Raw genomic sequence first — 12,633 nt, 5'->3', positions numbered from 1 at the left:
ATTTTGATACAATAAAAATTCAAATATAAAATGTCCTAATTATCCTATTTTTGAAGCAGATGGTATTAGTTAAAAAATAGTTTTATTGGGACCTTTGCTACGGTAAGATCAACATTCTTTTTCCTTTTTTAAAACTGACTGAAAGACCGTTTGATCCAGCCTCAAATATCACCTTAATACTTTTTCAACTTAACAAAAGTACCACAATGAGTGCAGAATCAAGCAGTGACAAATTCATAGGAACCGAAAATGAAGCGTTTAGAAATTCGGTAGGAACTATGGATGAAACGGGAAAACGGAAATGGGTCTTTCCCCGAAAGCCAAAAGGAAAGTATACCAACTACAGAAACTACGCAAGCTATCTCATGCTCGCCTTATTTTTTGGATTGCCGTTTGTAAAAATCAATGGTAATCCGTTTCTGCTGATCAATGTAATCGACAGAAAGTTCTTTATCCTTGGACAGCCTTTTTACCTCCAGGATTTCTTTATTCTTGCTTTGGGAGCAGTAACTTCAGTAATATTTGTCATGCTGTTTACAGTAGTTTTCGGAAGAATATTCTGCGGATGGCTGTGTCCTCAAACACTTTTTATGGAAATGGTATTCCGTAAAATAGAATACTGGATAGAAGGGGACAGAAATAAGCAGATGAAACTGGACAGACAGGAATGGGACGCCGAAAAAATCAGAAAAAGAGTACTGAAATGGTCTGCCTTTGCCTTCATCTCATTACTTATTTCCCATTTCATGTTCATGTATATTGTAGGATATGAAGAAGTATTCCGGATTATGAAAGAAGGGCCGGAAGCCAATTCGGTAAAATTCCTTGCCATGATATTCTTCACCATGACATTTTATTTCGTCTTTGCATGGCTCCGAGAACAGGTTTGTACCTTAGTTTGTCCATACGGAAGGCTTCAGGGAGTATTGATCGACAAACAAACCATCAATGTGTATTATGATTTTAAAAGAGGGGAAAACCGTTCAAAATGGCGTAATAATGAAGACAGAAAAGCTACAGGAAAAGGAGACTGCATCGACTGCCATCAGTGTGTGGTTGTATGTCCTACGGGTATTGACATCAGAAACGGACAGCAGCTGGAATGCGTCAACTGTACAGCCTGCATAGATGCCTGTGATGAGGTAATGGATAAGGTTGGGCTTCCTAAAGGATTAATCCGCTACGCCACAGAAGCAGAAATTGAAAACCAGGAGTCATTCAGATTCACTTCAAGAATGAAGGCGACTACAGTATTTCTGGCTCTGTTAATCGGATTTTTAGGATTTTTGATGTATGACCGGGGTTCCATGGAAGCTAAATTCATCAAGCCGGCAGGTTCCACATATTTCATTAAAGACGGTAAGATCACGAATACTTTTATTTACACTCTTTTAAATAAATCTAATGAAAAAAAGGTCCTTAACATTAAAGTAATGACTCCGGCCAATGCGGAAATCACCTATTTCGGTTCGGAAAAAATTATCCTGAAAGGCGACCAGATCTTAAAGGGAAATATCAATATTACGTTCCCTGAACAAGACATTAAATTTTCCAAGCAGAATATGGTTATTGGCGTATTTGACGAAAAAGGAGAAATGCTGGATTCGTTTGAGACTACATTTGAGGGTCCTTTCAAGCTTTTGTTGTGATGCAGGGTGCGAGTTACGGGATTCGCGGTGCCGGGATTGGAGTTACCAGGTATAGAATTGGAGAAAGTACATCCTAAGGCTCTAATAAATTTCCTCTATCATCCATAAACATTTAACTTTGAATTATTAAGCCTTGTATTTTCTAATCAACTACGTAGGAATCAATTAGCTAATGTCCCATGAGGTAATCAAATTTAGTTTTGAAATACATAATGGTACCATGCAAACTAGATCCGGATGCATCATACTGTATATGAATAAAAAAAAGAATAAAAAAAACAGGTGTTATAAGTATAAAACTTTTTATTGTAGCATTATGATTAAATAATTCCTCAGTTTTCTTTCTATCCGGAAGCATTAAAAGGACAGTTAAAGACAAAAGTACACAATAGATATTGATCCATCTAAACCAGTCTACCCCTAAATAAAATAAAGGAGCTACAAAAATCAAAGAAAGAATATTAATAAATAAAAAATACTTAAAATATTTTTTATGAAATTTATAAACATAATAGCCCAATTGAAAAATAACAAAAAATAATTCAGTGATAAATAATGAAAAAGATATATATACTCTCCCTATAAAAGTAGGATCTTCTATTTTATCATAATTAAAAATATTAAAATAGGCAAACTCAACCCCTCTATTTTTAAGAATTTCAATACTTTTACCTTGATTAACTTCTCCTCCGAAATAATAAATAACAGCAATAATAATAAAGGAGAGTATAATAAGAGTATAAACTTCTAAAGAATTAATTTTCTTGGTTTTCAAATAGAATATCGATATAACCAACGGCAGATAAAAGATAAACATTTCGTGAAAAAACAATCCTATACAATACCCTGCAATGACAAAGATGAATTTTAATCTTGAAACACCGCCTGTTGCCAAATAACCCATTAATGCATACAAAATAATCTCTTTCCTACCCGAGTATCCTACATTTATACAAATATAACTGAGACAAAGTGGTGATAATAAAATTAATAAAATATTCCAATCTATTTTCTTCTGGCTAATTAATTTAATGAAAAAATAATAGATGAATCCATAAAAAAGGGCTTGTAACAAAAAAACAATGAAGGGCAGAGAGAAATGAGTTATATCCTGTAAAAAAAACAATAACTGCCCACCAATTCCTCTTCTTTTAAAACCACCATCTTCATAATTGATAAGCCAATCAGAAACCGTCCATTCTTGTAGTGAAAGTTTGGATTTTAGATACAACTTGTAAACGCTATAAAATAAAATCAGCAATAAAAGCGCTTTATATAAAAGTAAAAAATAGAATTCTTTTTTATTTTTTTCGAGGGATATAACTTTTTGAAACATTCGGGTATTTGTATTTTTTTCAAAACTAAAAAAAATAATTGGATTACATTTTTTCTTGTCTAAATCATTGAGTTTTCTTTAAACTTTCAAACCTTATATTTCCTCATAAACTGCGTAGGAGTCATTCCGGAGCTTTTCCGGAATACTCTTACAAAGTAGGAATATTCTTCATAGCCAAGCCTGAAAGCAATTTCCACAAGGCTTTCATCGAGGTACATCAGCATTCTTTTGGCTTCCAGCACTACCCTTTCGGTAATGATGTCGGTGGCTGTTTTCTGAACAACGGATTGGGTAATCCGGTTAAGGTGTTTCGGAGTAATTCCCAGCAAGGATGCATAGTAGGAAATTGATTTTTGCCCGGTAAAATACTGTTCTATCAGGCTTTCAAAGTCCTGGTAATGTTTAAAATAAGAAAGACTGGCAGAAGAAGCATGTATATCATGGTCTTTTGAAAACAGCCTTGCTGCATTGATGAAAATCTGAGACATCAGGGAAAGGATAAAGCCTTCCTTCATAAAATTTGGAGAATGAAACTCTTCACCCAATTCCTGAAACAGGCGGTTTATTTTTTCCAATTCATCAATCTCCAGCTGTAATTTCCTGGGGAATGATACGGAACCAAAAAACGGAAAATTTCTCAGCTTCTGGTTCACATAATGCATTTCATAAAATTCCTGTGAACAAAAGAAAATATACCCGTCGATATCTTCCGAAAGCTCCCAGCTGTGGATTTGTCCCGGAGAAAGGAAAAACAGACTTCCTTCTGAAACATCATACCTCTGAAAATCAATCTCATGAATGCCTTTTCCTTTGGTAAAAAGAACAGCGGCATAGAAATCATGCCGGTGCGGCTTTTCAATGTGCCGGTGTCCCACCACCAGATGCTCCTTCATGGTATTGAAATAAAAATCCGAGGTATTCCTGCCGGACTGGAAAAGTTCAATATGAAGAACGGAGATGGGATTCATGCTGTTTATAAACGATGGTAGATTGATGGTAAAATTACAGTAAAAAGACACAAAACACAACTGAAAAAGAATAGCCAATGAAAAAGAATATCCCAATACAGAACATTTACAGAGATAATACCGGTGCATATTTGCATCCGAGTTTAAAAAATTTTTATCTTTGGCTTTTAGGATTTGTAAAATGAAAATAAATTTACCTGACAAACTGTACTATTCCATAGGAGAAGTGGCCAAAGCTTTTGATGTAAACACTTCGCTGATACGGTATTGGGAGCAGGAATTTCCCATCATTAAACCTAAAAAGAATAAAAAAGGTAACCGCTACTTTACTCCTGAAGACATTAAGAACCTGCAGATGATCTACCATCTGGTAAAAGAAAAAGGGTACACACTGGATGGGGCAAGGATTGCCTTAACCACCAACAGTAAAATTTCTGAAACGGTAACCATCATTGACCGTCTTGAATTTATAAAAGCTGAGCTCCAAAAACTGAAAGCTTCACTAGCAGAGAGAGATTCGGAATAATTTCATGCTGTCATTTTTTCTATAAAGGAATATTTTATTTGCCACTAATTTCACAGATTTGCACGAATTCTTTTGTTAGAATTTATACAAATTGTTAATATTTATGGGTCGTCCACTTATACAAATATGTGATTAAAATTCTACCTATACTTCCCTATTAAAATCATTCTACCTTTATTGTACTAATCATTCTTAATTAAGTTTTTCATCTTAATGAGTATAAATTTGTATAGATCAATGGCTTATTTCAAATCATTTTAAAGATATTCATGGAATATTTACACTCTTATTTCTTCAAATAATTCTATACAATATGTACAGAGGTGTAATTTAAAAATCATTTAAATGAATTTATTGTACAAAAACATCCTTTTTGTATCTCCTCATTGCTTCAACTTATTTTTATTGATAAGTTTACTTTATGATGAGAAAAAACTATTACCACAAACTGGCATTCATGGCGATACTGCTGATCGTGCTGCTGGCTTTTCAAAAGTATACCAGCAGGGAAAAAGAAAATTTCCCGGAGATCAAATTTATTACGGAACATTCTGTTTCTCCCAACCTTACAGATTTCAATCCTAATGATCTGGATGAAAAGCAATGGGAGCATTTAGGATTTTCCGAAAAGCAGGCTTCCACTATTCTTAATTACAAAAAAATTGTAGGCGGTGAATTCACATCAAAAGAACAGCTGAAAAAATGCTATGCAATTTCTGCCGAAAAATTCACCGAACTGGAGTCTTTCATCCTTCTTCCTGAAACTGCAAAAGGCGAACGTTTTGAGAAATTTAGAAATGATGACAAGAAAGAGATTATTGTTTCCAGAAAATTCAATCCTGATAAACTTTCTTCTTCCGAATGGATGAAAATAGGTTTCAGTGAAAAACAGGCTGAAGCTATTTTAAAATACAAAAATTATTTGGGCGGAAGTTTTGTAAGTAAGCAGAAATTCAAAGAATGCTTTATCATTTCTTCCGAAAACTACAGCAAGCTTGAGCCCTATTTAATGCTTCCTGCCAAGACTCCCACTGATTTTAAAAATTCAGGTCAAAATTATGCTGTAAAGTCCAACATTTCGTATCATCCTTTTGATCCTAATATTTTGAATCCGGAGGAATGGAAAGCTTTGGGTTTTTCAGAAAAACAGGCCAATGCTATCGTTAATTACCGGGACAGAAATCTCAGGGGAAGTTTTAAAACACTGGAAGATATTCAGAAGTGCTTTGTGATCTCTGCTCAGAAATTCCAGGAATTAAAGCCATATATTAAACTCAGCCCTGCCGTGGAAAAAAAGCAGGAAACTGATTTTTCAAAGGTTGATTTAAATATGATCACATTCAAGCAATTGCTGGAATTTGGTTTGGATGAAAAAAATGCCGGATCGATGATTGGCTTTAGAAAAAAACTGAGAGGTTTTGTCAGTAAACAACAAATTTTAGACACCTATAATATTGATAAAAATTTGGTTCAAAAATTAATTTCCATTGCTCCGCTGGATGTTTCAAATGTTCCTAAATATACTTTAACAGAAGCTCCGGAAGAATGGCTGAAAGACCATCCCTACTTCAAATATTCTGCTGATAAGATCATATTCTACCGGACTACATACAAGGATGACAAGAAAATTCTGAAGCTTTTAAAATTAAAACCTGAATATGAAGAAAGAATGAAATTATATTTAAAATAACTGAAACTATATACTAAAAACTACCCATAAGAACATCTGTTATTCCGGGTAGTTTCTGATCTGGTGTATTATTTTAAATGTTAATGGTGCATGTAGCTGCTGGGACCATTGGTTCCTTCAATTGACTCAGGCAGTATTCCATATTTGGCTCTTAAATCGACAGTGCCCAATGTTTTCCCGGTCTCGATTTCAATGACACTAATGGTACCGGAATTTAAGTTAGGAATATCCAGCAGGTTATTTTGCACCGCAACAACTTCTTTTCCTTTTTTGGTTTTAAAGAAAACCATATGATGTGCTCCTTTATCTGCGGTAAGAGTCTTTAAAAGCTTTAGCTGAGGAAGATTACTGATATCAAATACCAAAACTTTGCCGGGATCTGCAAAACTTACATAGAGCCTGCTGTTATCATCGATGTACATTTCGAGTGTCCAGCCTAATCCCTGTGTACTTCCGTCAAATATTTTACTGAAAGCATCATACTTCTTGGTTGTAGCATTGTATGGAGCAATCCAGATATCGCCGCCCAGCATTGTCGTTGCAAGGGCATACTGCGGAAATTTCCCTCGCAGTAACAGAACTTCCACAGGACTGGACATATCCGTTTGTGAGTCTGCTACCAGATAGGTTTCTTTTAATTCATAGGTATTCATATCCAGTAAAGTACAGGTATTTCCCATTCCGGTAGTAAGATCGGGGTGAATGGTTGAGGTCACCATCATTATTCCTTTTTCCTCATTTACAGAAATACCATGCGGATACATAATAAATTGATTGGGGTTGGTTTGAATTGGCGCCTTAATAGTTTTGATAAGCTGGTTATTGTTTGCATTAAAAACACCTATGCTTCCATCTCTTGGTCCTCCTGCCCCTCCCATAAAAGTCATAAAATATCTTCCATCATTGGTAAAGAACAAATTTTCCCCTACTGTATTCTCACCTGTATCAATAGGGGTGGCATCAACTAATTTGGGCTGTCCGGTTTTGTCTTTTTCCGTTTTTATCTGGTAAAGATAATTACCTCCTAAAGCAGTGGTATACAATTTATTTGCACCCTGGTTATAGTAAAGATGATGAGGCAGAACACCAACGCCCAATTCAAGTTTGCTGCTGATATGTCCAAAATTTGGGGCTTCAGGATCGAGCTCAATTACCGCTATTCCATCTGGCAAACCTTTCAGACTTCTATAATCAATATAAAAAGAAGTATCGTGCGGAAGATCCTGATTATGGTTGTCATTTTGACAATTAGAAAATGTCAATAAAATAATAAGGGAAAGTAGGTTAAATTTTAATTTCATGGTTTTTAGCTTTAATAGTTACTTTTATAAATATAACATAATTTCACTTACAAACTAAAAATATTACACCAATGTGTGAATATTATAAAACAGATACATTTTAAATATTTTTTTTTGATTTTCTTCAAACAGATTTTTTGAAAATAGACATGCTAAATTGCTTAAAAACTATGACAGGAAAAAAATAAGCAGGAAAAATATTTCCTGCTTATTTTTTATTATTAATGTTATAATCCTAATCGATTGTTTTGACAGAATCAGAAAGGAGGTTGCTGAGCGTATTAAATTCTTCTTCTGTAAGGTCACGCCATTTTCCCACCGGAAGATCCAGCTTGATATTCATAATCCGGATACGTTTCAGCTTTTTTACTTCATAACCTAGGAATTCGCACATTCTTCTAATCTGTCTGTTCAGTCCCTGGGTAAGGATAATCCGGAAGGTCATATCATCAATCTTCTCTACTTCACATTTTTTAGTGACCGTATCAAGAATCGGGACTCCGTTTCTCATCTTTTCAAGAAACTTAGGCGAAATGGGCTTGTCTACACGAACAATATATTCTTTCTCATGGTTGTTTCTTGCCCTCAGGATTTTATTAACTATATCTCCGTCGCTGGTAAGCAGGATAAGACCTTCACTGGGTTTATCCAGCCTTCCGATCGGGAAAATCCTTTTCGGGTGGTTAATATAATCTACGATATTATTCTTCTCCCGTTTCGTGTCTGTAGTGCAGACGATGCCCACAGGTTTATTAAAAGCAATATATACATGTTTATCCTGAGGTTCACGGATCGGTTTCCCATCTACTTCTACAAGATCTTCATCCGAAACTTTGGTCCCCATTTCCGGAACTTTCCCGTTAATTGTTATCCTGCCTTCCTCCAAGAGCTTATCTGCGGCTCTTCTTGAACAATAACCAACTTCTGATAAATATTTATTGATACGTGTTTTTTCCATTAGTCTTCTCCGTAACCTGTATAATTTTAATTTCCGGGTATAAGTAAAAATACAACTTTTAATTATAAATTTTCAAATCTGTATTCGTTCTCCAAGAAATCTGCTGTGGCATTTTCGATGGTGTAATCCCCTATTTTTGTACGTCTGAGTTGTGTAAGGTAAGCGCCAACTCCCAATTCCTGCCCGATATCATGAGCCAAGCTTCTGATATAGGTCCCTTTTGAACAGCCAACTGTAAAGCTGAGCAAAGGAAGATCAATTTTAATATCGTTAATGTAAAAAATAGTTGTTTTCCTGGATTTCATCTTTACTTCCTCTCCTGCTCTGGCCAGGTTATAGGCTCTTTGTCCGTCTACTTTTATTGCTGAATATACCGGCGGTTTCTGTTCTATTTCTCCCACAAACTTTTCAAGAACCTCCTTTATCTGTTCTTCTGTAATATGGGCAAAATCCTGGTGAAGTATTTCAGGCTTTTCCGTATCATAAGATTCTGTCTGGACACCTATTTTAATTTCGGTCCAGTATTCTTTAGGGGCATCCTGAATTTCAGGAATTTTCTTTGTGAATTTCCCGCAGCAGACAATAAGCAGACCAGTTGCTCTCGGATCTAAAGTTCCGGCGTGGCCTATTTTGAATTTCTTGGGAAGATTAAACTCTCTTTTGAGTTTGTATTTCATTTTATTGACAGCCTGGAAAGAAGTCCAGTCCAAAGGTTTGTCCAATAAAAAAACATATCCTGATTGCAGTTCTTCGGCGGTCATTATTCTAAAATTTCGGTGATACTTACTAAACTTGGCAGCTTATTAACTTTCTGCCTGCATTCAGGGCCGTTTTCTACATTGACAAAACATTTTTTATCGCCAATGAAGTAATATATATTCTTAAAAGGATACACAGAATTATTGGGTGTAATATTCACTGTATAATGTTCAGGTAAATTGAATTTATAACTGGTTTTACTGACGGATGTAATTTTCTGACGGTAACATTTTCCCTCTTTGCTGTATTCCATAAAAGGTTTGTGGTCCAGCTTTTCATCAGGTACAAGCTCTTTGCAGATCAATAAATCTTCATCTGTGCTTTTTTCTTTAAGCTCAACAAAGAATTCTATTCTTTCTCCGGTATTATTCTTTACGAACAGCGTGTGGGCAGGCGTACAGGAAACAATTAAACCGGAAAATGCCAATAGCTTGACAATATTACTAATCTTCATGGATTTATTTAAAGAAATAGAAATAGATTAGCAGGGCAATTCCCACAAAGATACGGTACCAGCCCCAAGGTCTGAAACCATATTTGTTCAATACCCCGATAAACGCCTTAATAGCAATTAATGCTACAATAAATGCAACAATATTTCCTATCACAAAAACCATAATATGATCCTGAGACGCCATGATCATTTCATATCCCTTTTGAGGATTTCCGGTTTCTTTACCCCAGGTTTTCAGGAAAACGGAATATACGGTTACTGCCAGCATGGTTGGAACTGCCAGGAAAAATGAAAATTCCGCCGCAGCTTTTCTCGTCAGTCCTTGTGACATTCCTCCGATGATAGAAGCAGCACTGCGGCTGGTTCCCGGCATCATGGCCAGACACTGCCAAAAACCAATGGTAATTGCTTTTCTGACGGTAATTCCTTTTTCATCATCAATTACAGGATTTTTGAACCATTTGTCTGCAAAAAGCAGAACCACCCCTCCCAGTACCAAAACTGAAGAAATAGCGATCTGGTTTCCCAGAACGGCTTCAATTTTATCATCAAATAAATAACCGAGAACCAATGCCGGAACTACGGCAAAAGCAAGCTTATAATAAAACTGAAGATTCTTCAGATCAAAAAACTTTTTCCAGTACGCTACTACAACGGATAATATAGCCCCAAACTGAATAGACACCTGAAACATTTTCAGGAACTCGTCTTCCTGCAGTCCCATAATGTTGGCTGCAAATCCCATGTGCGCCGTAGAAGAAATTGGTAGATACTCTGTAAGCCCTTCAATAATAGCAATAATGATTGCTTTAATTAAATCCATATTTTGTGTATATAAAAAATTTAAAGATTAAAAGATTCTGAATTTAGAAGTTTATCCAAATCCGTTCACCTTTTAATCTCCAAATAAAGAATGTATAATTTATTTTCTTTTTAAAATAGCGTAAACTTCTATTACAAAGCCTATCACTACAAACAGCGGCGCAATTCTGATCCTGCGGACGGAAAAAATACCGTCATTCCATGCATTGGGATCAAATTTACCGTCTACTGTGTTAGCATCCGGTCCCATCATCAGTAGAAAACCTACTACGATAAAGGCCAGCCCTATCAGCATCCACTTGAAGTTCTGCTGCCCGAAATAAAAGGCATTTTCCTGTGGTGCTTCGGTTTCTCTGCCAAACTCTGAAGCGGCCAGTTTATTTGTTTTTTTGCTCATTATTAAGAGTAATATAAGTCGTCAACGTTTGATTTTAAGAATCTCCATGTAGCGAAGATAGTACTTAAAACAGATATAAAAATTCCTACTCCAAGCACTAAGATAACCAGCCAGAAATATTGGTTGGTATCCTGCACGAAGGCTGAACCGATCTGGCTTGTAAAGTAATACCATACCCCACCCAGTGCCAGAAGTCCGATTACAGATCCTATAGCACCCAGAATAACTGCTTCAATGATAAACGGCTTAAGGATGAACCTTCTTTTTGCCCCTACCAGCTGCATGGTTTTAATAATAAATCTCTTGGAGAATATTTTCAGACGGATCGAATTGTTAATTAAAACAACAGCCAGGATCAGGAATAAAACGGAAAAACCTAAGATCCATTTCAGGATTCTGCTCAGGTTATTGTAAACATCCACCATCAAAGTACTGTCATTTTTAACATCTACAATTCCCGGAACGGCTTTAATGACTTTAATTGCTTCATCAATTTTTGCCGGATCCACATATTCAGGCTTTAATGCCACCTCGATAGACGAAGGGAAAATGTTTTCTTCAAAAAGCGCATCACTGTCTATCCCCATTGTTTTTTTGGCTTCTTTAGCCGCCATATCCCTTGAAATATAGGTCGCTTTTTTTACAGGAGCTAATGTCTGTACCTTTTTAAAAGTTTCTTCTTCCAGTTTTGCAATTTTTACAGAATCTTTTACATCAAAATTTTCATCAAAATAAGCATTTACCACCAACTGTTCTTTTATATAGTCAGAATACTTCTGGGCATTGATTAAGATAAGCCCCATTAATCCTAACAAAAATAACACTAATGCGATACTTATTACTACTGTAATATTGCTTGACCGAAGCCTTTTCTTATTAAACTCATCTACAGATTTAGCCATTAATATTAAAATTTTTGGCTAAAATAGAAAAAATCTTCCGAAATTTGGGACGAAATAAAGAAAATCATTGTTAATAAAATCATAAAAAACTTTGAGTGTAAAAGCAAAAAAACATCTTGGACAGCACTTTCTGACAGATGAAAATATCGCGAGAAAAATCGTGGAAGGTCTTAGTTTTGAAGACTATAAAAACGTCATGGAAGTTGGTCCGGGAATGGGCGTTCTTACCAAATACCTGCTAGAAAAAGATCAGACAGTCTACCTGGCAGAGATTGATACCGAATCTATAGAATACCTGAAAAACAATTATCCGAAGATTACGGAAAACACTTTTGTAGGAGATTTCCTGAAGCAGGACTTCCATTTTATCGATGGACAACAGATTGCCATCATTGGTAATTTCCCTTACAACATTTCATCCCAGATTCTTTTCAAGATCGTTGATTATTACCAGCAGATCCCTGAAATGGTAGGAATGTTCCAAAAAGAAGTGGCTGAGAGAACGGCAGCTGTACCCAGAACTAAAGATTACGGGATTCTTTCTGTCCTGATCCAGGCATATTACGATGTATCTTACCTGTTCACAGTTCATGAAAATGTATTTAATCCACCTCCTAAAGTAAAATCGGGTGTGATCAGGCTGACGAGAAATCCAAAAGAAGGCCTGGCGGGAAATGAAGTTCTGTTTAAACAGATCGTAAAAGCCGGATTTAACCAGAGAAGAAAAAAACTTTCGAATTCCCTGAAAATATTAAATATTCCTGAAGCTTTAAAAACTCATGAATTTTTAGATAAAAGAGCGGAAGAACTCAGTGTTACAGATTTTATCGGTTTTGCCAATCTCTGGAAACAGAATCAATAAGGATCAGTT

The 12,633-nt window shown here is 35.7% G+C and carries 13 protein-coding genes; 4 read left to right on the top strand and 9 right to left on the bottom strand.

Features of this window, described 5'->3' with window-relative positions:
• Positions 1-206 precede the first annotated feature (206 nt).
• Complete coding sequence (ccoG, locus tag BUB03_RS13590; RefSeq protein WP_073064032.1) at positions 207-1,649, top strand: cytochrome c oxidase accessory protein CcoG; 1,443 nt, start codon at positions 207-209, stop codon at positions 1,647-1,649.
• Between the two features lie 169 nt (positions 1,650-1,818).
• Here ccoG and BUB03_RS13585 read toward each other — a convergent pair whose 3' ends face one another.
• Together BUB03_RS13585 and BUB03_RS13580 are read right to left on the bottom strand one after the other, a co-directional pair.
• A complete protein-coding gene (locus tag BUB03_RS13585) occupies positions 1,819-2,985 on the bottom strand; it encodes a hypothetical protein (RefSeq protein WP_073064029.1) in 1,167 nt (388 codons plus the stop codon).
• 86 nt (positions 2,986-3,071) lie between these two features.
• Positions 3,072-3,953 (bottom strand): AraC family transcriptional regulator, encoded by an 882-nt coding sequence (locus BUB03_RS13580; RefSeq protein ID WP_073064026.1) that lies wholly within the window; start codon positions 3,951-3,953, stop codon positions 3,072-3,074.
• Between the two features lie 181 nt (positions 3,954-4,134).
• Here BUB03_RS13580 and BUB03_RS13575 point away from each other — a divergent pair, with 181 nt between their 5' ends.
• A complete protein-coding gene (locus tag BUB03_RS13575) occupies positions 4,135-4,479 on the top strand; it encodes a MerR family transcriptional regulator (RefSeq protein ID WP_040995888.1) in 345 nt (114 codons plus the stop codon).
• A 421-nt stretch (positions 4,480-4,900) separates the two neighbouring features.
• Positions 4,901-6,169, top strand: coding sequence for a helix-hairpin-helix domain-containing protein (locus BUB03_RS13570; protein ID WP_083538929.1), 1,269 nt, complete (start codon positions 4,901-4,903; stop codon positions 6,167-6,169).
• A gap of 80 nt (positions 6,170-6,249) precedes the next feature.
• Here BUB03_RS13570 and BUB03_RS13565 read toward each other — a convergent pair whose 3' ends face one another.
• From BUB03_RS13565 to BUB03_RS13535, 7 genes are all read right to left on the bottom strand, one after another.
• Positions 6,250-7,470, bottom strand: coding sequence for a YncE family protein (locus BUB03_RS13565; protein WP_052352616.1), 1,221 nt, complete (start codon positions 7,468-7,470; stop codon positions 6,250-6,252).
• Between the two features lie 235 nt (positions 7,471-7,705).
• Positions 7,706-8,428, bottom strand: coding sequence for a 23S rRNA pseudouridine(2604) synthase RluF (rluF, locus tag BUB03_RS13560; protein ID WP_073064021.1), 723 nt, complete (start codon positions 8,426-8,428; stop codon positions 7,706-7,708).
• 62 nt (positions 8,429-8,490) lie between these two features.
• Positions 8,491-9,189 carry a tRNA pseudouridine(55) synthase TruB gene (truB, locus tag BUB03_RS13555; RefSeq protein WP_073064005.1) on the bottom strand — a complete coding sequence of 233 codons (699 nt, stop codon included), beginning with the start codon at positions 9,187-9,189 and terminating at the stop codon, positions 8,491-8,493.
• The gene (locus BUB03_RS13550) at positions 9,189-9,641 is read right to left on the bottom strand and encodes a hypothetical protein (protein WP_073064001.1); all 453 of its coding nucleotides are present in this window, start codon (positions 9,639-9,641) and stop codon (positions 9,189-9,191) included. The genes truB and BUB03_RS13550 overlap by 1 nt, the downstream gene beginning before the upstream one ends.
• Before the next feature lie 4 nt (positions 9,642-9,645).
• Positions 9,646-10,464: an undecaprenyl-diphosphate phosphatase gene (locus BUB03_RS13545; protein WP_073063998.1), complete on the bottom strand. Its 819-nt coding sequence runs from the start codon at positions 10,462-10,464 to the stop codon at positions 9,646-9,648.
• A gap of 99 nt (positions 10,465-10,563) precedes the next feature.
• A complete protein-coding gene (locus BUB03_RS13540) occupies positions 10,564-10,860 on the bottom strand; it encodes a DUF3098 domain-containing protein (RefSeq protein WP_042279244.1) in 297 nt (98 codons plus the stop codon).
• A 2-nt stretch (positions 10,861-10,862) separates the two neighbouring features.
• Positions 10,863-11,762, bottom strand: coding sequence for a cell division protein FtsX (locus BUB03_RS13535; RefSeq protein ID WP_073063995.1), 900 nt, complete (start codon positions 11,760-11,762; stop codon positions 10,863-10,865).
• Between the two features lie 91 nt (positions 11,763-11,853).
• Here BUB03_RS13535 and rsmA point away from each other — a divergent pair, with 91 nt between their 5' ends.
• Positions 11,854-12,624: a 16S rRNA (adenine(1518)-N(6)/adenine(1519)-N(6))-dimethyltransferase RsmA gene (rsmA, locus tag BUB03_RS13530; protein WP_073063992.1), complete on the top strand. Its 771-nt coding sequence runs from the start codon at positions 11,854-11,856 to the stop codon at positions 12,622-12,624.
• The last annotated feature ends 9 nt before the right edge of the window (positions 12,625-12,633 follow it).

The sequence above is a fragment of the Chryseobacterium oranimense genome (genome assembly GCF_900129755.1).
GTDB lineage: Bacteria > Bacteroidota > Bacteroidia > Flavobacteriales > Weeksellaceae > Chryseobacterium > Chryseobacterium oranimense.
The sequence above is the reverse complement of the archived record's forward strand: the minus strand, read 5'-3'. Positions and strand labels throughout refer to the sequence as shown.